Source organism: Citrobacter sp. wls710, assembly GCF_005281115.1.
Classification (GTDB): Bacteria; Pseudomonadota; Gammaproteobacteria; order Enterobacterales; family Enterobacteriaceae; genus Citrobacter; species Citrobacter werkmanii.
Genome location: NZ_SZXD01000011.1, coordinates 57,198 through 80,414, shown reverse-complemented (window position 1 = coordinate 80,414; position 23,217 = coordinate 57,198). Strand labels below are relative to the sequence as shown.

General features: G+C 54.8%; 20 protein-coding genes. 14 read left to right on the top strand and 6 right to left on the bottom strand.

Annotated features, from left to right (window positions below; all coding sequences use genetic code 11):
* Positions 1 to 348: 348 nt before the first annotated feature.
* On the top strand, positions 349 to 684 hold the full coding sequence (gene uspB / locus FDX14_RS04630; RefSeq protein WP_003023371.1) for a universal stress protein UspB: 336 nt from the start codon (positions 349 to 351) through the stop codon (positions 682 to 684).
* Positions 685 to 749: 65 nt separating this feature from the next.
* Here the strand turns inward: uspB and pitA are convergent, their stop codons facing one another.
* Complete coding sequence (gene pitA, locus FDX14_RS04625; protein WP_038635082.1) at positions 750 to 2,249, bottom strand: inorganic phosphate transporter PitA; 1,500 nt, start codon at positions 2,247 to 2,249, stop codon at positions 750 to 752.
* A gap of 229 nt (positions 2,250 to 2,478) precedes the next feature.
* On the opposite strand from pitA, the gene FDX14_RS04620 reads away from it, so the two are divergent.
* From FDX14_RS04620 to FDX14_RS04570, 11 genes are all read left to right on the top strand, one after another.
* Positions 2,479 to 3,675: a BaiN/RdsA family NAD(P)/FAD-dependent oxidoreductase gene (locus FDX14_RS04620; protein ID WP_042311785.1), complete on the top strand. Its 1,197-nt coding sequence runs from the start codon at positions 2,479 to 2,481 to the stop codon at positions 3,673 to 3,675.
* 240 nt (positions 3,676 to 3,915) lie between these two features.
* Complete coding sequence (locus FDX14_RS04615) at positions 3,916 to 5,406, top strand: MFS transporter (protein WP_306463082.1); 1,491 nt, start codon at positions 3,916 to 3,918, stop codon at positions 5,404 to 5,406.
* Entirely contained in the window at positions 5,403 to 6,947 is a 1,545-nt protein-coding gene (locus FDX14_RS04610) for an FGGY family carbohydrate kinase (RefSeq protein ID WP_137349085.1), read from the top strand. Before FDX14_RS04615 ends, FDX14_RS04610 begins: the two co-directional genes overlap by 4 nt.
* A complete protein-coding gene (locus FDX14_RS04605; protein ID WP_042311793.1) occupies positions 6,944 to 8,623 on the top strand; it encodes a glycerol-3-phosphate dehydrogenase/oxidase in 1,680 nt (559 codons plus the stop codon). Before FDX14_RS04610 ends, FDX14_RS04605 begins: the two co-directional genes overlap by 4 nt.
* Complete coding sequence (locus tag FDX14_RS04600) at positions 8,620 to 10,179, top strand: FAD-binding oxidoreductase (RefSeq protein WP_137349084.1); 1,560 nt, start codon at positions 8,620 to 8,622, stop codon at positions 10,177 to 10,179. The genes FDX14_RS04605 and FDX14_RS04600 overlap by 4 nt, the downstream gene beginning before the upstream one ends.
* Positions 10,176 to 10,751 (top strand): glycerol-3-phosphate responsive antiterminator, encoded by a 576-nt coding sequence (locus FDX14_RS04595; RefSeq protein ID WP_042311797.1) that lies wholly within the window; start codon positions 10,176 to 10,178, stop codon positions 10,749 to 10,751. The genes FDX14_RS04600 and FDX14_RS04595 overlap by 4 nt, the downstream gene beginning before the upstream one ends.
* Before the next feature lie 17 nt (positions 10,752 to 10,768).
* On the top strand, positions 10,769 to 11,083 hold the full coding sequence (locus FDX14_RS04590) for a putative quinol monooxygenase (protein WP_042311800.1): 315 nt from the start codon (positions 10,769 to 10,771) through the stop codon (positions 11,081 to 11,083).
* 33 nt (positions 11,084 to 11,116) lie between these two features.
* Positions 11,117 to 12,283, top strand: coding sequence for an iron-containing alcohol dehydrogenase (locus tag FDX14_RS04585; protein ID WP_137349083.1), 1,167 nt, complete (start codon positions 11,117 to 11,119; stop codon positions 12,281 to 12,283).
* A 352-nt stretch (positions 12,284 to 12,635) separates the two neighbouring features.
* Complete coding sequence (locus FDX14_RS04580) at positions 12,636 to 13,703, top strand: HlyD family secretion protein (RefSeq protein ID WP_042311803.1); 1,068 nt, start codon at positions 12,636 to 12,638, stop codon at positions 13,701 to 13,703.
* A complete protein-coding gene (gene rbbA / locus FDX14_RS04575) occupies positions 13,700 to 16,447 on the top strand; it encodes a ribosome-associated ATPase/putative transporter RbbA (RefSeq protein ID WP_137349082.1) in 2,748 nt (915 codons plus the stop codon). The genes FDX14_RS04580 and rbbA overlap by 4 nt, the downstream gene beginning before the upstream one ends.
* Positions 16,447 to 17,571: an ABC transporter permease gene (locus FDX14_RS04570; RefSeq protein WP_137349081.1), complete on the top strand. Its 1,125-nt coding sequence runs from the start codon at positions 16,447 to 16,449 to the stop codon at positions 17,569 to 17,571. Before rbbA ends, FDX14_RS04570 begins: the two co-directional genes overlap by 1 nt.
* 50 nt (positions 17,572 to 17,621) lie before the next feature.
* On the opposite strand, the gene nikR is transcribed toward FDX14_RS04570, so the two are convergent.
* A complete protein-coding gene (gene nikR, locus FDX14_RS04565) occupies positions 17,622 to 18,023 on the bottom strand; it encodes a nickel-responsive transcriptional regulator NikR (protein WP_006687486.1) in 402 nt (133 codons plus the stop codon).
* A gap of 91 nt (positions 18,024 to 18,114) precedes the next feature.
* Positions 18,115 to 18,975 (bottom strand): LysR family transcriptional regulator, encoded by an 861-nt coding sequence (locus FDX14_RS04560; RefSeq protein ID WP_137349080.1) that lies wholly within the window; start codon positions 18,973 to 18,975, stop codon positions 18,115 to 18,117.
* A 99-nt stretch (positions 18,976 to 19,074) separates the two neighbouring features.
* Between FDX14_RS04560 and FDX14_RS04555 the strand changes: the two genes are divergently transcribed.
* The gene (locus FDX14_RS04555; RefSeq protein ID WP_042311811.1) at positions 19,075 to 19,581 is read left to right on the top strand and encodes a phenolic acid decarboxylase; all 507 of its coding nucleotides are present in this window, start codon (positions 19,075 to 19,077) and stop codon (positions 19,579 to 19,581) included.
* On the opposite strand, the gene acpT is transcribed toward FDX14_RS04555, so the two are convergent.
* Both acpT and FDX14_RS04545 read right to left on the bottom strand, forming a co-directional pair.
* Entirely contained in the window at positions 19,573 to 20,163 is a 591-nt protein-coding gene (gene acpT, locus FDX14_RS04550) for a 4'-phosphopantetheinyl transferase AcpT (RefSeq protein WP_042311813.1), read from the bottom strand. The two genes, FDX14_RS04555 and acpT, sit on opposite strands and share 9 nt — an antisense overlap.
* Positions 20,164 to 20,225: 62 nt before the next feature.
* The gene (locus FDX14_RS04545) at positions 20,226 to 21,275 is read right to left on the bottom strand and encodes an AI-2E family transporter (RefSeq protein WP_137349079.1); all 1,050 of its coding nucleotides are present in this window, start codon (positions 21,273 to 21,275) and stop codon (positions 20,226 to 20,228) included.
* Between the two features lie 133 nt (positions 21,276 to 21,408).
* Here FDX14_RS04545 and FDX14_RS04540 point away from each other — a divergent pair, with 133 nt between their 5' ends.
* A complete protein-coding gene (locus FDX14_RS04540) occupies positions 21,409 to 22,626 on the top strand; it encodes an MFS transporter (RefSeq protein WP_079225863.1) in 1,218 nt (405 codons plus the stop codon).
* A 3-nt stretch (positions 22,627 to 22,629) separates the two neighbouring features.
* Here the strand turns inward: FDX14_RS04540 and FDX14_RS04535 are convergent, their stop codons facing one another.
* The gene (locus FDX14_RS04535; RefSeq protein WP_003827547.1) at positions 22,630 to 23,187 is read right to left on the bottom strand and encodes a DcrB family lipoprotein; all 558 of its coding nucleotides are present in this window, start codon (positions 23,185 to 23,187) and stop codon (positions 22,630 to 22,632) included.
* Positions 23,188 to 23,217: the final 30 nt, after the last annotated feature.

Below are 23,217 nucleotides of genomic sequence, written 5' to 3'. Positions count from 1 at the left end.
TTTATCTGCCGCCGCGTCATTCGCGTCCTGCGAACCTTATGCGCGGGGCTAGCCCAGTCGTAAAAACGTATCATATAAGGACTATCCTTACATTATAGCGACCAGGATAATCCGTCAATCCGCCTTGCTTGCCAAGCAGTTAAACAAATTTTTTAGTTAATTGCATTGATAGCGATTAACCTTCTGGCAAAAAAATTAACTAATCTCCTACACTATTTAGAGAGGCGCTCGGATGCGTGATACTAACACGAGCGGTTTCGGTAGCACTCTTCACTGAATGATTGGTAGGGTATCGGGGAGCGGTAGTCCCGGAAAGGAGTTCCGTGGGCGGGTCGCCGGGGAGGAGATATGATAAGCACCATTGCGTTGTTCTGGGCTTTGTGTGTCGTTTGCATTGTTAATATGGCGCGCTATTTTTCTTCGTTACGCGCACTGTTAGTGGTACTTCGTGGTTGCGATCCATTACTTTACCAGTATGTCGATGGTGGGGGATTTTTTACCTCGCATGGGCAACCCAACAAGCAGATGCGTCTGGTGTGGTATATCTACGCTCAGCGTTACCGCGATCATCATGATGATGAATTTATACGCCGCTGTGAGCGGGTTCGCGGTCAGTTCATTCTTACCAGCGCGTTATGCGGACTGGTGCTTATCAGCATGGTTGCGCTGATTATCTGGCACTGATTACCAACAACGGATACAAAAAAAGCGGGTCAGTTTCCTGACCCGCTTTTTTACCGTGCATCCGCTTAGATAAGCTTCAGGGAGAGCCAGTACAGCACCCCGGAAAGAATAATCGCCGCCGGCAGGGTGAAGACCCAGGCCATCAGAATGCTGGTTACCGTTTTACGCTGCAAACCGCCGCCATCAACAACCATCGTTCCCGCAACGGAAGAGGAAAGAACGTGGGTGGTGGAAACGGGCATACCGGTGTAGCTGGCGAGACCGATAGAGACTGCGGCAGTCATCTGCGCCGACATCCCCTGGGCATAGGTCATGCCTTTCTTACCGATTTTCTCGCCGATGGTGGTGGCTACGCGACGCCAGCCGATCATCGTACCAATACCCAGCGCCAGTGCGACGGCCATAATGATCCAGATAGGCGCGTACTCAATGGTGCTCAGCATGTCAGCTTTCAGTTTTTTCAGCAGACGTTGATCGTCGGCGCTTACGCCAGGCAATTTCACCACTTTATCTGTAGTATCAGAGATACACAGCATAATACGGCGCAGCTGACCACGCTGTTCAACGCTTAACTTGTCGTAGGTTTCCAGATTCGCCAGCATACCTTTCGCACGCTCAAGCGCGTTGATGGTATTCGCCGGGTGGCAATGGAACTCTGTCGATGCCGTTGTGACCGTTTCCGTCGGGGACGGAATCAGCTGGTCAACGCCAGTCGCCTGCTTGAGCAGGTCCGGGCGTTGCTGGAAGAAGACTTCGACGTTATTGATAGCATCGCGGGTACGGGTAATTTCGTAACCGGAAGCATTCATATTCACTACGAAGCCCGCAGGCGCTACGCCAATCAGTACCAGCATCACCAGACCAATGCCTTTCTGACCATCGTTCGCGCCGTGAGAAAACGCCACGCCGATAGCGGAGAGGATCAGGGCAATACGCGTCCAGAACGGCGGCTTTTTCTTGCCGTCTTTCTTTTCACGTTCTGCCGGGGTCAGGTGGATACGGGCACGTTTTTTCGTACCACTCCAGTAGCGACGCAGAATGAAAATAAGACCGCCAGCAACCACCAGGCCGACAATCGGCGAGATGATAAGCGAGGCAAAAATCCCCATCACTTTCGGGATGTTAAGTGCGTCCACCACCGAGGTGCCGTTCATCAACGCATTGGTTAAACCAATACCGATAATCGCGCCAATCAGCGTGTGGGAGCTGGATGCAGGTAAACCAAAGTACCAGGTACCCAGGTTCCAGATAATTGCCGCCAGTAGCATGGAGAACACCATGGCGAGGCCATGTGATGATCCCATATTTAGCAGCAGATCCGTTGGCAGCATATGCACGATGGCATACGCTACGCTGAGACCACCCAGCAAAACACCAAAGAAGTTGAACAACGCAGCCATGACCACCGCCAATTGCGAACGCATTGCACGGGTATAGATCACGGTTGCGACAGCATTGGCTGTGTCATGGAAGCCGTTAATTGCTTCATAGAACAGCACGAAAGCCAGAGCAAGCAATAGTAAAAGCCCGGTATGTAAATCCAGGCCAGCAAACAAATGTAGCATAGGACGTTACGCCATTTTGAGGACATGAACGCGGCGCATTATCAGTGACTTTGGCGGCGCGGGCAAAGTGAAATATAGAGTTTTTTTGATTTGTCTCCTGCTTTGTTTTACACCACTAAAGAATTATCCTATATATTTCAGATAAATACCCTTTATCGGTAGTTTGGCGCTGGTGCGACCACTGAGGAATCTTTACAATTCACCTCCGCTTTTTAGAGAGGATCGCAACGTGGAAAGGTTTGATACCGTTATTATAGGCGCTGGCGCAGCGGGTATGTTTTGTGCCGCGCAGGCAGGACAAGCAGGTAGTCGTGTGCTGCTGATTGATAATGGTAAAAAGCCGGGACGCAAGATCCTCATGTCTGGCGGGGGCCGCTGCAACTTTACCAACCTTTATGTCGAACCTGCCGCGTATTTGAGTCAAAACCCGCATTTTTGCAAATCGGCGCTGGCGCGTTACACCCAGTGGGATTTTATCGATCTGGTGGGCAAGCACGGTATCGCCTGGCACGAAAAAACGTTGGGTCAGCTGTTTTGCGACGATTCTGCCCAGCAAATTGTCGATATGCTGGTGGACGAGTGTGAAAAAGGTAACGTAACTATGCGGTTACGGAGCGAAGTCCTCAGCGTTGAGCGGGAGGGTGAAGATTTCATCCTGGCGCTGAACGGGATGACTGTCGGCACGAAAAAACTGGTTATCGCCTCTGGTGGTCTTTCGATGCCGGGTCTGGGCGCGACGCCGTTTGGCTATAAAATTGCCGAACAATTCGGTCTGAACGTGTTGCCGACGCGCGCAGGTCTGGTGCCTTTTACTTTACACAAGCCGCTGCTGGAGCAGCTTCAGGTGCTCTCTGGCGTATCCGTTTCCTCCGTTATCACCGCCGAGGACGGTACGGTCTTTCGTGAAAACCTGCTCTTTACGCATCGCGGGCTTTCTGGTCCGGCCGTGCTGCAGATTTCCAGTTTTTGGCAGCCAGGTGAATTTGTCAGCATTAATTTGTTGCCGGATGTTGACCTTGCGAGCTTCCTTGATGAACAGCGCAGCGCCCACCCTAATCAGAGCTTAAAGAATACGCTTGCTATGCAGTTGCCAAAACGCCTGGTGGAATGTTTACAGCAGTTAGGGCAAATCCCGGATGTCTCGCTGAAACAACTGAACGTGCGCGATCAGCAAACGCTGGTGGAGACCCTGACCGAATGGCGGGTGCAGCCGAACGGTACGGAAGGGTATCGTACCGCTGAAGTCACGCTGGGCGGCGTGGATACCAACGAGCTGTCATCGCGCACAATGGAAGCCCGCAAAGTGCCAGGACTCTATTTTATCGGTGAAGTGATGGACGTCACCGGCTGGCTGGGTGGATACAACTTCCAGTGGGCATGGTCGAGCGCCTGGGCGTGCGCGCAGGATTTGATCGAAAAAAACTAACTTAATACCTCCGACGCAGGTGGCGGGTATAAACGCCTGTCGCCTAACTTTTTTTAAATGCTTGATTAACAATTGTGCTACATATCACAAAATTAAAGCCAGCTTAAAAAGTCGCTTTGACACGCTTTGCCTTACCTTCTAGAGTGGAAAAATACAGATTTTAGATAAGAGACTATCTGTGAAATTAAGATGGTCTCTTATTGCATTTTTTTAGCTAATGGCGACCTTCTTCCGAATATTATGAAGGGGAAAGCCATGTCCGCATGCTCATTCTCAAATCCGATAAAAATCCGTGGCGTTGATGACGTTATCAATTGCATCGATTCTCGCGGAAAAATAAGTGGCAGAGCCGGTATTATTTGGTGGTTAGCATTAGGCGGCCTGTTTCTTGATGCTTTTTCAAATTCAGCTCTGAGTGCTGGATTAAATCCAATGACCCGCAATTTAAATCTGAGCGCAACTGAAGTTGCGTTACTTACCTCATTTTCATCGTGGGTTGCCATATTATTTAATCCCATTGGCGGCTGGATTGCCGATCGCTGGGGGCGTGTACCACCGCTGATTATCGCCAAAGTAATGGCGGTGATTGGTGCGCTGTTGGTGATGTCATCCTCCAGTTTCAGCACCATAATCGTGGGCCGCTTCTTTGTTGGCGTGTCTTATGGGATGGATTTTGCCGTGGCCATGGCGATGCTGGCAGAGTTCACGCCGGTGAAACTAAAAAGCCGTTTAAACACCTGGCAAGGGGTTTGGTATGTTGCGGTTTGTTTAAATCTGGCACTAGCGCTGATGTTTTATTCATGGGATGTTGGGGATGCTATCTGGCGTTATTCTATTGCCGTGACAGCGTTATGTGGACTCATCGTACTTTTTTTCCAGTTCCGTTATTTAGTAGAAAGTCCAGTATGGTTGGCGAGAAAATCACGACTTTCTGATGCTGTGATCGCTATGAATAAAATATACGGTGATAATTTTATTCTGGCGCCAAAAGCGGAGCAAAAACCTGTCATTGGGCAAGCAGAAAAAGGGGCGAGAAATGTACTGCTAATATTCCGTGGCGTATATTTACCGCGTACGATTCTGGCTTCTACGGTTCAGATCTGCCAGTCAATCCAATATTTTGGTGTCGGCTGGTATTTGCCGGTTATTAGCGCCGCGATGTTCGGTAAAAACTTTGTGTACGCAACCTTGTGTTCACTATTTTTTAACGTATTTGGTATTGTTGGTGGTTTCTTGTCTCCTGCAATCGGTCGTCGTCTGGGCTTGCGCCGCTCTTCGGCGATCGGTTTTGCCGTGGCTTTTCTCGTACTGCTCACGCTGGGACTGTTCAGCGACAGTATGCCGCTGTGGGCCTCTTTGCTGGTTCCCGCGTTGTTTATTCTTTGTCACTCAGGTGGACCCGGTGCAAACGGGAAAAGCCTTTCATCCCTCTCTTTTCGCAGTGAACTGCGGGCAGGCGCGAATGGCGTGGTCGGTGCGCTCGGGGCAATAGGTGCGGCGCTCGGTCTGTTTATCTTCCCCGTTTTCCGTGATCTCTACGGCTTGCAAACGACCTTCCTGATCATGTCCGCCGTGCCGTTGTTCGCCAGCATCGTCTGCTTTGTGATCCCATGGGATCCCACTCGCACCACGATTCAGCCGGATAACGAGCCTGGCGCCCCGCAGTTCGAATCACCCCATTCACCCTATCCCGAGTCGATGGCCCCAGAATCAAACAGGAGTACGAAATGATTGAATATGAAGATGTCATTCTGGCTATTGATGAAGGTACATCTGGTACGCGTGCGGCAGTGGTGGGGCGAAATAGCCAGGTCCACTGCCTTGAATACCAACCGCTTCAGGTCAGTAGCCAGCGCCATGGCGTTGTTGAACAAGATGCTGATGAAATTTTGCAGGCCACTATTGCGGTATGTCGTACAGCGATTGCTAATGCGCAGCACAGCAAGATGCGTATTGTGGCGCTGGCGATTGCGACGCAACGTTCAACGGCGGTGCTCTGGGATGCAGACACTGGCAAGGCGCTGGCACCTGCGATGGTCTGGCAGGATGCACGTTTTACGGATGAGCTGGCGCGACTTGCTCCCGAATGGGATGCGAAACTGCTGCCAGTAATTGGACGACCGGTTGGGATACGTTCACCTTACCTCTGGGCGTCATACCATATCGCCAATACACCGGCAGTAAAGAGGGCGCACCAGGCCGGAACACTGGTTTTTGGCACCGTTGACAGTTGGTTGCTCTGGCATCTGGCGGAAGAAAAAAAATGTGTCACCACCCCCACCAACGCCACCTCTGCGGGCGCGTATTGCCTCAACGAGCATCAGTACCATTTGCCATGGCTGCAGACCCTGAAGTTCCCGACGTCATTGCTGCCTGAATTGCACGATGATACCGATGATTTTGGCTCTACACGTGAAGATATCCTCGGGATCAGCGTCCCGATCCGGGCTTGCGCCGGGGATCAGTTTGCGGGGGCTATTGGGCTGGGTTGCACTGAGCGCGGGCAGGCGTTGTGTATGCATGGGACCGGCAGCTTTGTTGATTTAATGATGGGGCCGACGGTGCCGACATTGAAAAAAAGTTGTGAAAGTACGCTCACCATGACCGCGCGCCGACAAAAAGGACGCTCGCACTTCTCTGTAGAAACATTCGTCCCGACGACCGGTTCGGCCCTGAACTGGGTGTGCGAAAAGCTGCGTTGGTTCGACTCACCCGAGCAAATCAGCGAGCTGGCTGCGCAGACCAATGATTCTGGCGGCGTGAGTTTCATTCCAGCATTAACGGGGCTGCGTGTTCCTCATTTGCAGCCGCATGCCCGCGCCTCGCTTAACGGTATTTCAATCTCGACCACGCGTCCGCAGGTGGCCTACGCCATTCTGGAAGGCATTGCGCATTCGGTAGCCGCCTGTATGCGCGCGAATGAAGCGGCAACCGGCATCGCAACGCAAGAGCTGGTGGTAGGCGGCGGGTTGTCCAATAGCGACACGTTATTGCAAATCCAGGCCGATGTTAGCGGGATCCCCGTACGACGGATGGCCGAAACGGCGAGGGCTAGCTTACGCGGCGCGGCGTTTCTGGCGGGAGCCGATGGGCTGCTGTGGGATTCGTTGTCTGATGCCTGCGCCACGCTGAAAACGGCGCGTCTGTTTGAACCCAAAATCAGTCATGACCTTCGCGAACAAAAAATCAACCGCTGGGAGATGCGTATTGCGCTCGAAATGGAAACCGCCAGCAGCCTCACTACCGCTAATCAGGAGCACGCCGACTCATGAAGTTTTTCCCTTCGCGAAAGCCAAACAAAACACGCAGTGATATGTACGGCGCCGAGCCGTTGCGTCTTCAGCGTCCTGAGCAACTGGACCGGCTGGAAAGCGAAACCTACGACATTCTGATTGTCGGCGGCGGAGTGACGGGAGCCTATGCGGCGCTGGATGCCAGCCTGCGCGGCTATCGGGTGGCGTTAATTGAGAAGAGTGATTTTGCCTCGGGGACGTCATCCAAGTCATCAAAAATGGTGCACGGCGGCCTGCGTTACATCGAGCAAGGGAACCTCGGACTGGTACGTCATTCTTTGCTCGAACGCCAGCGCATGCGCCGCAATGCTCGCCATCTGGTGCAGCGGCTGCCCTTTTTATTTCCGGTACTCGATAAGAATGGCGTGTTTGATAAACGCATGTCCTCTGCGTTTGAAAGTCTGCTCTGGACCTACGATCTCGCCGGGGGATGGCGGGAAGGTATTCTTCACCAAAAATTAACTCCGGCGGAAGTGTTATCGCACTGCCCAACGCTGAAAGAAGAGCAACTCTCCGGTGGCTTTATGTATTTCGATGCCCGCGTTGATGACGCCAGGTTAACGCTGGCCCTGGTGCGGACGGCGGCGTTTCATGGGGCGACGGTGACAAATCATGCCGAAGTCATCGAAACCACACGAGACCAGCATGGCAAGGTCAATGGGGGCATCGTGTATGCCGATGGCAGGGAAATCCGGGTCAAAGCGCGGGTGGTCATTATGGCGACGGGCGTCTGGTTGCGTGACTGGAGTGGGCTGAAAAAAGGGGAATCATCGCCGCTTAATATCCGTCCGGCGAAGGGGGTTCATGTCGCCATCCCGTGGATGAAAATTCGCAATGATTGCACGGTGACCATTCCGGTGGCCGGACGCAGTCGGCGCGCGACCATTACGCGCTGGGGCAACGTCTCCTATCTGGGCACCACGGATGAAGACTATCAGGGTGATTTGAACGATGTTCACTGCAATCGCACTGAACTGGACTTTCTGCTGGAAGGCGCAAACTCGGCGCTGAAAACGGATCTGCGTCCGGAAGATGTGGTGGGAAGTATTGCTGGTTGCCGCCCGCTTGTCGGTACCGCGGGCGGTAAAACCGTTGAGATGAAGCGTAACCATGAGATCAGGGTTGCAGCGGACGGACTGATTACCATTGTCGGCGGCAAACTGACGACATCACGCCACATGGCGGAAGAAACCATTGATGCGGCCAGCAAAATACTGGGCCGTAAAAAAGCCTGCTCAACGAAAACTGCGTATTTGCTGGGCGCGGCTGGCTATGACCCACAGGCCATTCTGGCCTCTGGCGGCCTGTCTGCGCATCTGGGCGAGCGCTATGGCACCGAAGCGCATTTTGTCAGTGACATTATTCAGGCCGATTCCTCGCTGGTTAAACCTATTGTGGAAGGGCTTCCCTACACCGAAGCGGAAGTGGTGTATGCCGTACGCCATGAGCTTGCCAGCACCGTTGATGATGTGCTGTCGCGTCGAATTCGCGCGCGTCTGATGGCACGCGATGCGTCAGCCGCTGCCGCTGAACGCGTTGGGGAGATACTGCAACAAGAACTCCGGTTACAGCCTGAACAGGTTGCAAAACAGGTAGCCAGCTATCAGGCCGCAATTAAACATGAAAAATCAATGCTTATGGGGACATCAGAATGATCAGTAAAGAAGCGATTAAACGTGGTTACAACCGTGGAAACTATACCGTTGGCGCACATACTCGCCCCGCATGGGCAACGGATATCACCCGCAGCAATGGCGCAAAAGGAATGCAGGTAGATCCCGTTGCGGTTAGCGAAGCGACGTGTGACCGGCTGCGGGTGATTGCTGATGAGGTGCTGACGTCGGAGTCCGATGTGATTACCTGGACCCGCGACTGGTGGGCCGGTTCGATGATTGCGGAAACCCAGGGCGCGCCCGCCACCTCAAAAGGCGTGATTGTACGCGTTTCTACCGTAGAACAGATTCAGGACGTAATGCGCCTCGCCAGTGAATCCGCTATTCCGGTCACAGTTTCTGCCGGGCGCAGTAACGTTACCGGAGCCGCATTGCCGTTGCGCGGGGGGATTGTGCTCGACGTTTGCGAACTCAACAAATTGCTCGATTATGACCCGCAAAGCCAGATTGTTGAGGTAGAAGCCGGCATGTTTGGCGATATTTTCGAGAAAACTATTCAAAAAGAGTATGGCATGACCATGGGGCACTGGCCGTCATCGTTTGGGATCAGTACTGTCGGCGGTTGGGTTGCCTGTCGCGGTGCGGGACAGCTATCTACACGCTACGGAAAAATTGAAGATATGGTTTTTGGCATGGATGTGGTGCTGGCTGATGGGCGCTTAATCACCGTTGGCGGTTATGCCCGCAGCGCTATCGGACCTGATTTACAGCAAATGTTTATCGGTTCGGAAGGCACGCTGGGCGTGATAGTACGTGTGCGTTTGAAGCTACATCGTCTGCCGGATTATGGCCGTGCTATCGCCTGGGGTTTTTCCAGTTTCGCCAGCGGGCTGGAGGCGTGTCGCGAAATCTTACAGCATGGCGCTAATCCAGCGGCACTGCGCTTGTACGATAACCTGGAAAGCGGCGTGCAGTTTGGCCTGCCCGAGACCAATGTCCTGTTGATTGCGGATGAGGGAGAACCTGACATTGTCGACGCGGTGTTGGCGATCAGTGAACGTATTTGTCAGCAGAGCGGAGAAGAACTTGACGGTGAATCCATCTTTGAGCGCTGGCTGGATACCCGGTATCTGACGGGAAAAAGCGCCGAAGGCTTTAAGAAAAGCCCCGGCCTGGTGGCGGATACGCTGGAAATGGTGGGGCGTTGGCGCGATCTCAGTGCGGTTTATGATGATGTGGTGGCTGCGATTAACGCCGTACCGGGCACGCTGGCGGGGTCTGCGCATCAGTCCCATGCCTACGTCGACGGCGCATGTCTTTACTTCTCGCTGCGTGGCGATGTGCCCGTCGAGCAGCGTGCGGCCTGGTATCGTGCGGCATGGGATGCGGCAAATGCGGTACTGATTAAACACAATACTTCCCTTAGCCATCACCATGGCGTCGGGCTGCTCCGTTCCCCCTACATGCAGGCTTCTTTAGGCGAATCGCTGTCGGTTCTGGCTGATATTAAAAAAGCGCTGGATCCGCAGAATATCCTTAACCCGGGCAAGCTGGGCTTAAGCGCTCAGCTTTACGCACATCAGGCAGGTCAATCATGATAAAAAACCTTGGCGTGCTTCTGGCACGCCAGCCCGTCATCATGGCGATTTACGGTATTGAGCAACTGAAAACCGCACTGTCCAGCAAAGCTGAAGTCTGCATTATTGCCAATATCGATCTGATCAAGCTCCAGCCGGTGATCGAACTGCTGTCGAAGGCGGGAAAGTACGTCATCGTGAATATCGACAGTTGTAATGGGCTGTCTCAGGATAAAGGCGGCATTGATTATGTGGCCGAAACGGGGGCGATGGGGTTGCTTTCCACGCGTCTGCAAACCGTACAGCGCGCGAAAAAATGCGGGCTGATCACCATGCAGAAAATCTTCGTCACCGACCGCTCCACCTGGCTACGCAGCCTGAAAGCCGTGGAGCAAAGCGAACCCGATTATGTGCAACTGATGCCTGCGCAGATGCTGCCGTTGCTGCCGCAGGCCGATCGTAATGTGTTGCCGCCGATTGTGGCCTCCGGGTTTGTCTGCAATGAGGAACATGCCCGGACGGCGCTGTTGCACGGCGCGATAGCTGTATCAAGCAGCGACAGCGCGTTATGGGATGTGAATTTGCTACGTTAAACCACCGGGAGCCAAAAATGGAAAACACGCAGCTGTTTGTCGTTGCACATTATTTTGCCCAACCGACGATGGGTGACAAGGTTAACGACGCGCTCAAAATGCTGGCAGAGGCAACGCGTCAGGAGCCTGAAAATATATCGTATGAGTTTTTCCGCTCCACGGAAGATGGCGATCGCTTTGTGATTCTTGAAACTTATCGTTGTGCAGAGGGGCTGGAACTTCATCGGCAAACGGAGCATTTCCAACGTATTGGCACTGGCATTATTGCCCCGATGCTGGCGCGTAAAGAGGTGAAAAGCTTTCACATTCATCCCGATGAACCGCATTGCTAAAAGCTGTCCATTTTCACTGCAAGGAATACCCCAATGAAAAATGTCATGAAGGATTTTGCGTTTACCACGGTAGCGGAAATCATCGTCGAGTGGGCGGGGGCGTCACGGTTAGGAGAGATCCTTCAGCCACGGTTTAGCGCACGTCGTGTATTGCTGGTGACCGATCCCGGTCTGGTCAAGGCTGGGGTTTTGCCACCGGTTCTGCACAGTCTGCACAACGCAGGGTTTCAGGTGACGCTGTATGATCGGGTCCAACCCGATCCACACGAGCGCCTCGTTCGCGAAGCTTTACAGGTTGCACGCGATGGTAACTGCGAAATGGTTATTGGTCTGGGCGGCGGCTCCTCGCTCGATGTCGCAAAGCTGGTGGCTGTATTAATCAACTCTGAACAAGACCTGCCGGAGCTTTACGGCATCGACAAGGTCGCCGGGAAACGTCTACCGCTGGTTAACATTCCCACCACCGCCGGCACCGGGTCTGAAGTCACCAATATTGCAATTTTGACGACCAACGATGACAGCAAAATGGGCATTGTCTCCCCGCAACTGTATGGCGATTTGGTGCTATTGGATGCGCAACTGACCCTGGGACTTCCTCCTGTCCATACTGCCGCCGCCGGGATAGATGCGATGGTGCATGCGATTGAGGCCTATACCGGCAAGCATAAGAAAAACCCACTCTCGGACGCGCTGGCCCGCGAAGCGTTACGTTTAATCAGTCGCCATCTGGTGACCGCATGTCGTGACGGGCACAACCGTGAAGCGCGAGAAAATGTGCTGCTGGGCGCGATGCTGGCGGGACAGGCTTTCGCTAACTCTCCGGTGGCGGCGGTGCATGCACTGGCTTATCCCTTGGGAGGCAGACACCATATCCCGCACGGCTTGTCGAATGCGCTAATGTTGGTTCCGGTACTGCAGTTTAACGTGGCGGTAACTGCCCCACTTTATGCCGAGCTGGCTCCCGTCATTGGGGCGCAGGTGACAGGAAATGTGGATATCGATGCCCAGTCGTTTATTGCCGGGATGGTAAGCATTATTGCGGCAACCGGGGCGCCGAACAGGCTACGTGACATTGGTGTTCCCGCAGACGGTCTGGCGATATTGGCGCAGGATGCCATGCAGCAGACCCGCTTGCTGGGCAATAATCCTGTTACGCTTAATGAAGACGATGCGTTGCGGCTTTACCAGCAGGCTTATTAAACCCTGAACGTGTCCGGTGAGTGGATCACCAGACACGCTTTATCGGCGGCGATATACCCACTACAACCGAATAGACATATTGAATCCAGGTGTTAGTATTCAATAGACAGCAGTTATGAGTATGCGTGTTTCATTTCCGGCCAGGAACGCTGATGATGACAACATTACTACCCGATTTCACAGCATTTTCGTCATTCACTTCCTTCGTGGCGCGCGTTGCCTTAACGCCTGCTCGCTCAATGGCCATTGTTTTTCATTCCTTCTCATCCCGGATGGAATCTCCCGCTGAATAGCTATTCAGTGGGCTTTGTGACACGCAACGTTTGATAACAGGGATTACGGCGGGTCGAATATGGATAAGTTTAAGCGTTATCTGATGTGGTGGGGAGCGGGTGTTCTTGTGGTGGTGGCCGCGACAGCCTGGTGGATGCTGCGCCCTGCGGGAATACCGGAGGGGTTTGCAGCCAGCAACGGCAGAATTGAAGCCACCGAAGTGGATATTGCCACTAAGATCGCCGGGCGTATTGATACCATCCTCGTTTCGGAAGGGCAATTTGTTCGTCAGGGCGAGGTGCTGGCGAAAATGGATACCCGCGTGCTGCAGGAGCAGCGGCTGGAGGCGATCGCGCAAATCAAAGAAGCAGAAAGCGCGGTGGCGGCGGCGCGAGCGTTGCTGGAACAGCGGCAAAGTGAAATGCGCGCCGCGCAGTCGGTGGTAAAACAGCGTGAGGCGGAACTGCAGTCGGTCTCTAAACGTCATGTGCGTTCCCGTTCGCTATCCCAGCGAGGGGCGGTGTCCGAGCAACAACTGGATGACGATCGGGCCGCGGCGGAAAGTGCACGTGCCGCGCTGGAGTCGGCAAAGGCGCAGGTCTCTGCGGCCAAAGCGGCAATTGAAGCCGCTCGTACCAGCATCATTCAGGCGCAGACCCGCGTAGAAGCCGCACAGGCTACCGAACGTCGCATTGCCGCTGATATTGATGACAGTGAGCTGAAAGCTCCGCGCGATGGTCGCGTACAGTATCGCGTAGCCGAACCGGGCGAGGTGCTTTCCGCGGGTGGGCGCGTGCTGAATATGGTCGATCTCAGCGATGTCTACATGACGTTCTTCTTACCTACTGAACAGGCGGGCTTACTGAAGATTGGCGGCGAAGCGCGACTGGTGCTGGATGCCGCGCCGGATCTGCGTATTCCGGCGACCATCAGCTTTGTGGCCAGCGTCGCGCAGTTCACGCCGAAAACGGTGGAAACCAGTGATGAACGGCTGAAGCTGATGTTCCGCGTCAAAGCGCGTATCCCGCCAGAGCTGTTGCAGCAGCACCTCGAGTACGTGAAAACCGGTTTGCCGGGCATGGCGTGGGTGCGTGTCGATGAAAATCGCGCCTGGCCTGAGGATCTGATGGTGAGGTTGCCGCAATGACGCATCTGGCGCTGGTTCCCGTTCCTCCCGTGGCGCACCTTGACGGCGTGAGTCAGCATTACGGGAAAACGGTCGCGCTGAACAATATCACGCTGGATATTCCCGCCCGTTGCATGGTGGGGTTGATTGGCCCGGATGGCGTTGGGAAATCGAGCTTGTTGTCACTCATCTCCGGCGCGCGGGTCATTGAACACGGCAACGTGATGGTGCTGGGCGGCGATATGCACGACCCGCAGCACCGCCGGGATGTCTGCCCGCGCATTGCCTGGATGCCGCAGGGGCTGGGGAAAAACCTGTATCACACGCTATCGGTGTATGAGAACGTCGATTTCTTTGCCCGCCTGTTTGGTCATGATAAAGCGGAGCGCGAAGCGCGGATTACCGAGCTGCTGAATAGTACCGGCCTGGCGCCGTTTCGCGATCGTCCTGCCGGGAAACTCTCGGGGGGGATGAAACAAAAGCTGGGGCTGTGCTGCGCGTTGATCCACGACCCAGAGCTATTAATTCTCGATGAACCCACCACCGGGGTCGACCCCCTGTCCCGCGCTCAGTTCTGGGATCTGATTGACAGTATTCGCCAGCGCCAGACCAACATGAGCGTGCTGGTTGCGACCGCCTACATGGAAGAAGCCGAGCGCTTTGACTGGCTGGTGGCGATGAACGCCGGGGAGGTGTTAGCCACCGGGAGCGCGCAACAGCTACGGGAACAAACCGCCAGCGACACGCTGGAGCAGGCGTTTATCGCGCTGTTACCCGAAGCCCAGCGTCAGGCACACAAACCGGTGGTGATCCCGCCGTATCACGCTGAGCGGGAAGAGATTGCCATTGAGGCGAAAGATTTGACCATGCGCTTCGGCAAGTTCGTCGCCGTTGACCACGTTAACTTTCGCATTCCGCGCGGGGAAATCTTCGGTTTTCTCGGCTCCAATGGCTGCGGCAAATCTACCACCATGAAGATGCTCACCGGACTGCTGCCCGCAAGCGAAGGCGAGGCATGGCTGTTTGGGCAAGCGGTTGACCCGAAGAATATCGATACCCGCCGCCGGGTAGGCTATATGTCACAGGCGTTTTCGCTCTACAGCGAGCTGACCGTGCGGCAAAACCTCGAACTCCACGCGCGGCTGTTCCATATCCCCGAGGCAGAAATCCCTCAACGCGTACAAGAGATGAGCGAGCGCTTTAGCCTGGCCGATGTCGAAGACGCGTTGCCCGGCGCTCTGCCGTTGGGGATCCGTCAACGCCTGTCGCTGGCGGTGGCAGTGATTCATCGCCCGGAAATGCTCATTCTTGATGAGCCGACCTCCGGGGTCGATCCGGTGGCGAGGGACATGTTCTGGCAATTGATGGTTGATTTGTCGCGCCAGGATAAAGTGACCATTTTTATCTCCACCCACTTTATGAATGAAGCGGAGCGCTGCGATCGCATGTCGCTGATGCATGCCGGAAAAGTGCTGGCCAGCGGCACGCCGCAGGAACTGGTGAAGCAACGCGGTGCCGCCAGTCTGGAAGAGGCGTTTATCTCCTGGTTACAGGAAGCGGCTGGTCCGGCGCCGGAGACTACGCTTTCGCAAGCGGATACGCCGGTGGTGCATGAAAATAATCAGCCGCTACGCCAGGGCTTTAGTCTGCGGCGTTTGTTCAGCTACAGCCGGCGTGAAGCGCTGGAGCTGCGACGCGATCCGGTGCGCTCCACGCTGGCGCTGATGGGGACGGTGATCCTGATGCTGATTATGGGCTACGGCATCAGTATGGATGTGGAAAACCTGCGTTTTTCGGTGCTCGATCGTGACCAGACCGTCAGCAGCCAGGCGTGGACGTTGAATCTGGCGGGATCGCGCTATTTTATCGAGCAGCCGCCGCTCACCAGTTATGACGAACTGGACAAACGGATGCGTTCGGGCGAGGTGGCAGTAGCCATTGAAATCCCGCCCAATTTTGGCCGCGATATCGCGCGTGGAACGCCGGTGAAGATTGGCGTCTGGGTTGATGGGGCGATGCCGAGCCGCGCAGAAACGGTCAGAGGCTATGTACAGGCGATGCACCAGACCTGGCTGCAGGATGTGATGGCCCGTCAGCCCAATGCCAGCGGGCAAAACGGGTTGATGACCATCGAGACGCGCTATCGTTACAACCCGGATGTGAAGAGCCTGCCGGCGATTGTTCCGGCGGTTATCCCGCTGCTGTTGATGATGATTCCTTCCATGCTCAGCGCACTCAGTGTGGTGCGCGAAAAAGAGCTGGGGTCGATTATCAACCTGTACGTTACGCCCACCACCCGCAGCGAGTTTTTGCTCGGCAAACAGTTGCCTTACATCGTGCTGGGAATGCTGAACTTCCTGCTGCTATGTGCGCTGTCGGTGTTTGTTTTCGGCGTCCCGCATAAGGGTAGCTTTTTAACACTGACGCTGGCCGCGCTGCTGTACGTCACCATTGCTACCGGACTGGGCTTGTTAATCTCTACGTTTATGAAAAGCCAGATCGCCGCCATTTTTGGTACGGCGATTATTACGCTGATCCCGGCGACACAGTTTTCCGGGATGATCGATCCGGTGGCCTCGTTGGAAGGGCCGGGACGCTGGATTGGTGAAATTTATCCGACCAGCCATTTTCTGACCATTGCGCGCGGGACGTTCTCTAAAGCGCTGGATCTGGCGGATCTTTGGCAGCTATTTATCCCGCTGGCAATCGCTATTCCGGTAGTGGTTGGTCTGAGCGTATTACTGCTGAAAAAACAGGAGGGGTGATGCGCCGATTACGCAATATTTATAACCTTGGCATCAAAGAGTTACGCAGTCTGCTGGGGGACAAAGCGATGCTGACGCTGATCGTTTTCGCCTTCACGATTTCGGTTTACTCCTCCGCAACTGTCCTGCCGGGGTCGCTACATCTGGCGCCGATTGCCATCGCGGATATGGACCAGTCGCAGTTGTCGAACCGGATTGTGAACAGCTTTTATCGCCCGTGGTTTTTACCGCCGGAGATGATCACCGCCGATGAGATGGATGCCGGGCTGGATGCCGGTCGCTACACCTTCGCCGTGAACATTCCGCCTGATTTTCAGCGTGATGTGCTGGCCGGGCGACAGCCAGATATCCAGGTCAACGTCGATGCCACGCGGATGAGCCAGGCCTTTACCGGCAACAGCTATATCCAGAATATCATTAGTGGTGAAGTGAACAGTTTTGTGGCGCGTTACCGCGACAATAATGAGCCGCCGGTGGCGCTGGAAATGCGCATGCGCTTCAACCCCAACCTGGAGCCTGCCCGCTTTGGCGCGGTAATGGCAATTATCAATAACATTACCATGCTGGCGATTGTGCTTACCGGGTCGGCGCTGATCCGCGAGCGCGAACATGGGACCATTGAGCACCTGCTGGTGATGCCGGTGACACCGTTTGAGATAATGGTGGCGAAAATCTGGTCGATGGGACTGGTGGTGCTGGTGGTTTCCGGTCTGTCGCTGATGCTGATGGTAAAAGGCGTACTCGGGGTGCCAATTGAAGGCTCGATACCGCTGTTTATGCTGGGCGTGGCGCTGAGCCTGTTTGCCACCACCTCGATCGGCATTTTTATGGGTACGCTGGCGCGTTCCATGCCGCAACTGGGGCTGTTGATGATTCTGGTGCTGCTGCCGTTACAGATGCTCTCCGGCGGCTCCACACCGCGTGAAAGCATGCCGCAGGCGGTGCAGGACATTATGCTGACCATGCCGACCACCCACTTTGTCAGTCTCGCGCAGGCGATACTTTATCGCGGGGCCGGGTTTAACATCGTCTGGCCGCAGTTCCTGACGCTGCTGGCGATTGGCGGGGCGTTTTTCCTGATAGCGCTGCTGCGTTTTCGCAAGACGATCGGCACGATGGCGTAAACATTATTGCCGGATAAGGCGCAGCCGCCATCCGGCAACGAAACAGGCAATCACTCTTCTTTCGGCAGGCACTGCAAATGACCGTGGCGTACGCCGCGCTGGGAAATGACGTCATCGGCAAAATGCTGCACATCGCCCATGTCACCTTTCAGCACAGCGATTTCCAGGCAGTCGTCATGGTTGATATGCACATGTAATGTGGCGACCGATAAATCATGGTGGTGGTGCTGGGTGGAAACAATACGGCTCGCCAGGTCGCGTTTCTCATGCTCATAAACATATGAGAGTACCGCGAAGCCTTGGGTGCCGTGCTCCTGGGTGGTTTCTTGCGCCAGTGCGCCGCGCAGAATATCGCGGATCGCTTCGGAACGGTTGTTGTAGCCACGGCGCTGGCTCAGGCCGTCGAGCGTTTCCAGTAAATCGTCATCGAGGGTAATGGTGACTCGTTGCATCTGCAATTAACCTTTCATGTGGCGCGTTGGCGCACAGGGAATAAAGGGAATAGCGTATTTTGTAACATACGTCAGGCATCCGGGGAAAAGGTTAATGCTCCCGCAATAAACGCAGCAGGGTACTGACCTGTTCATCCAGCGGGGCGAGCGTATCTTTAACGATCAGATGCAGCGGCGTGGCGCGGCGAGCGCCATGGCTTAACGGCAGCGGACGTAAAAGCCCCTGGGCCAGTTGCGTCTGAATACGCTCCTCAGGCAGCCAGCCGTAACCGACCTGATACATGACAGCATCAATCGCGGCATCAATGGTAGAGAATGTCCAGGCATCGCGCACCGGTTGCTGCGGGTTGTCGCGATCGGCAATGCGAATCAGTGGCCACGCGCGTAATGCGTCTTCATCCAGCGGTGCATCAAGAGTGCAGAGCGGGTGATCGCGATGGGCAACGGCCACGAAGTCAATGTTCATCAGCCATTCACCACGCCCGGTAACATCCTGACGCCGGGTCAGGACCATTACGTCCGCATCGGCATGCGCTGCCAGCCTGTCGTCTGCATTTTCCAGTACCTCGGTCAGCCGCACCTGCGTTTGCGGCCACGCCAGCTGAAACTGCTTGAGGATCGCGAACAGGCGTTTGCGTGGGAAGATACTATCCACCAGCAAATCCAGCCGTGTTCGCGTGCCGTTTTGCAACGTTGCTGCCCGGGTCTCCACCCATAAAAAGGCCTTCAGTAACGGTTTGACCTGAGCTAGCAACAACTCGCCCGCCGGGGTTAAAACCGCCCTGCGGCCTTCCGGCGTCAGCAGCGGCACGCCGAGTCGCTCCTGCAGTAGCGCCAGATTGTAGCTTACCGATGACTGGCTACGGTTGGTCTCTTCCGCGGCTTTCGCAAAGCTGCCCAGTTCCACTACTTTCTCCAGCAGGGCCCATTGCTCGAGGGTTGCTTTGTACATAACTCATCTAAAAATTGAATGAATATGATGTAAACATAGCGTTATTCATCCAATTTTTGAAGCGTTAAGATCATCGCATCAAGTAAGAGGAGAACGAATATGAGCGCTTTTGATAAACATGATTTGAGCGAATTTGTCGGCAAACATCTGGTCTATACCTACGATAATGGCTGGAATTACGAGATCTACGTAAAAAATGAGACCACGCTGGATTACCGCATTCACAGCGGTATTGTGGGTAATCGTTGGGTGAAAGATCAGCGGGCGTATATTGTGCGGGTAGGGGCGAGTGTTTATAAAATTTCCTGGACCGAACCGACCGGGACCGACGTCAGCCTGATCGTAAACCTGGGCGACAAACTCTTTCACGGCACCATCTTTTTCCCGCGCTGGGTGATTAACAATCCGGAAAAAACGGTGTGCTTCCAGAATGATCATATTCCGTTGATGATGTCGTATCGCGATGCGGGTCCGGCGTATCCAACCGAGGTGATTGATGAGTTCGCGACCATCACCTTCGTGCGTGACTGCGGGGCAAACAATGACGACGTGATTGCCTGCGCGGCGAGTGAGTTGCCGAAAAACTTCCCGGAAAATTTACGCTAAGGCTTCCAGACGCTGCACGGCGTCGGCGGTCAGGGTAAATGGCGTGGGGGTGCACACCGCCAGGCTCAGGGTATCGATCTGGCACTGGCTGACGGAGAGTGAGGAGGTCAGCGCGGTGCTATCGACGCTGACGATTTGCCAGGCGCTGCCGCCACGCTGTTTCACAATAGCTTCTTTACGCGTCCAGATACGCCAGAACGCCGCCAGCTGTTGCTCCGGGCGTTCGGCCTCTACTTCGGCATGTTCTCCGAGACTGAACACCGTGTTTGCCAGCGTCTGCCAGTTATCGCGCGGGCGCACGACTTCAATATCGCAGCCGACTTCCCCTTCGTCGCTGAGCAGCAGGACGATGTCATCGCCGCTATGGCTGAGATTGAACCACAGCGGCGTATCAGCGGGAAAAGCGGGTTTTCCTTGCTCGCCGTAGACAATGTCCGGCAATGGCGAAAGGGCATGGGAAAGCAGCACGCGGCCAGCCAGCCAGCGTGCCCGGCGAGCACCTTGCGGCGCTTGCTCTTTCATCGCGGCAGGCAGTTCGCCAGCGCTTAAAACAGAAACTTTCCCAAGAACGATCTGATACATATCAGGACTAACCTTTAGTAATAATGGGGTTGTGTATCATTCTTCACGTGCCATTTGCAAGTTTATCCCGGTAATCGACTTTTGGGTCTGCCTGGTCCCAGCAAAATTGCCAGTTTGCTGCCGCCTTTGGTGGTTTCCATCCAGATTTTACACACGCTGGTTAACGGCACGGAGAGTAACATGCCGACCGGGCCGAGCAGCCATCCCCATACCAACAGGGAGAGAAAGACGATCAGCGTCGATAATCCCAGGCGGTGCCCCATCATACGGGGTTCGAGAATATTACCAATCACCATATGCACGACCAGAAACAGCGCGCCAACCAGCACGCATTCGTAAATGCCGTTGAACAGCAGCGCCTGAACCATGGGCGGGACGGCGGAAATGACCGAGCCAATGTTGGGCACGTAGTTTAGCAGGAATGCCAGCACGCCCCACATCAGAGCAAACTGAATCCCCATCAGCGCCAGCCCCAGCCAGATAATGGCGCCGGTCCATAAGCTGAGCAACGTTTTCAGCGCCAGATAGTGTGAAACGCCCTTCAGCGCCCGATGCAGCCCCGCAATATGAATCTGCGGATTGTTTAACGCGAAGCGCAGCTTATAAGGAACATGGCGCACTTCAAACAGCATAAAGACGACCGTCATTACTAACAGGACGACGCTGGCCATGGCACCGGAAAGACTCGTCATTAGCGTGGTCGTGAAGGTCATCAGTTTGTCGGAGTCCATCCGTTGCAGCATGCGCTCCGGGGACATATGCAGGTTCAGAAAGGGGACCATTTCTTGCAGATACAGAACCTTGCGCGTCAACTCCTTATTGTATTTTGGCAACATGGCCATGAACTCAGTGATCGACGATGCAAGCACGCCAACCAGCGCCGTAAGAACAATCAGCATTACCACGACCACTAACGTAATGGCTACCGGGCGACGCACTCCTCGGCGAATAAACCAGGTGACCAGCGGGTTCAATACGATGGCAAAAAAGAGCGCCAATAGCAGTTGCACAATGATATCCGCCGCGGCATGGATGCCCGCGAGGATCACCACCAAAGCGGCCAGTTTGAGCAAAATATGCATACCCGTTTTATCGGGCTGAGCGGTTGTCATGTTTTCTTCCTGTTTGCGTTTTTGCATTAAGTGTAGCGGTTGGCTTGCGTCTGTTATTCCTAAACTCGCTGCTGATTTATAGTCTGCAACATGGTAGAAATGAAACACTGTTGTGAAAATGTGGTGACCTTCCATGCCCGAACCCGTCGCTGAACCGACGCTAAGCGGTTTGCGCCTTAATCTGCGCATTGTTTCGGTGGTGATGTTTAACTTCGCCAGCTATCTGACCATCGGCCTGCCGCTCGCGGTATTGCCAGGCTATGTCCATGATGTGATGGGATTTAGCGCCTTCTGGGCGGGGCTGGTTATCAGCCTGCAATATTTCGCCACGCTGCTGAGCCGCCCTCATGCTGGTCGCTATGCCGATCTGCTGGGGCCGAAAAAAATCGTGGTATTCGGACTGTGCGGCTGCTTTTTAAGTGGTTTGGGCTACCTGCTGGCGGGATCAACGAATGGTTGGCCGTTGGCCAGCCTGTTGCTGCTATGCTTGGGGCGCGTGATTCTGGGCATCGGGCAAAGCTTTGCCGGGACCGGCTCTACGCTATGGGGCGTGGGAGTTGTTGGCTCGATGCATATCGGACGGGTGATTTCGTGGAACGGCATCGTGACCTATGGCGCGATGGCGATAGGCGCTCCGCTGGGCGTTCTGTGTTATGCCTGGGGTGGCTTACAGGGGCTGGCGCTGACCGTGATGGGCGTGGCGCTGTTGGCAATACTGCTGGCGCTCCCCCGCCCGGCGGTGAAGGCCAGCAAAGGCAAACCGTTGCCGTTTCGCGCGGTACTTGGACGCGTCTGGTTGTACGGCATGGCGCTGGCATTGGCCTCCGCCGGATTTGGCGTGATCGCCACCTTTATCACGCTGTTTTATGATGCAAAAGGTTGGGACGGCGCAGCTTTTGCGCTGACGCTTTTTAGCTGTACGTTTGTGGGTACTCGCTTGTTATTCCCGAATGGTATCAATCGGTTAGGTGGGCTCAATGTCGCGATGATCTGTTTTAGCGTCGAGATTGTTGGGTTACTGCTGGTGGGCATGGCCTCCATGCCGTGGATGGCGAAAATTGGCGTTCTGCTGGCAGGTGCCGGGTTCTCGTTGGTCTTCCCGGCGCTGGGCGTGGTGGCGGTAAAAGCCGTCCCGCAGCAAAATCAGGGCGCCGCGCTGGCGACCTATACGGTGTTTATGGATTTATCGCTGGGCGTTACCGGGCCGCTGGCCGGGCTGGTAATGACGTGGGCGGGCGTACCGGTTATCTATCTGGCGGCAGCCGGGCTGGTGGCGGTGGCGTTATTGCTGACCTGGCGGTTAAAAAAACGGCCTCAGGTGGTGTCACCGGAGGCCGAGTCATCGTCTTAACCGTTACTGGATAACCAGCGTGTTAATGATGTTTTCTGCGGTCGTTTGCGCTTTTTGCTGATCGTCAGCAGGCAGCGTGATTTGCAGCGTCAGCAGTTGGTTGTCCACTTTACCCAGCACCACGGAAGAGTAAGCGGTCTGGCCTTTGGCCGAGATGATGCTGTCTAACTGTTGCAGCGTGTGGCCTTTCAGCTCAATAGATTTATTGGTGACGACCTGCAACTGCGGGTCGCGGCTACGCTGCTGATCTTCCAGGCGTTTTGCCAGCACCGCCAGATCTTCGTTCGTATTGTCGCCGACGATCACAATCACCGCTTTCTGGCCGGTTGCGTCAGAATACACGTGCATATTGTTCGCCTGGGTACCCAGCTTGCCGCTCTGATCGGTCATATCCGCTGGCAGGGAAAAACTGAGTTTGCCGTCCAGCAGGCTGACCGGTTGTCCGGTGGCGTTACTTTCTGCGGCGGCACCCTCTGCCGGCGCTTTCGTATCGCTATTATCACAGGCCGCAAGCCCCATAACCAGCAGGCCAATACCGACATATTTAACCAGATTGCGCATTGACTTCTTCCTTTCGATAAACGGCCATAA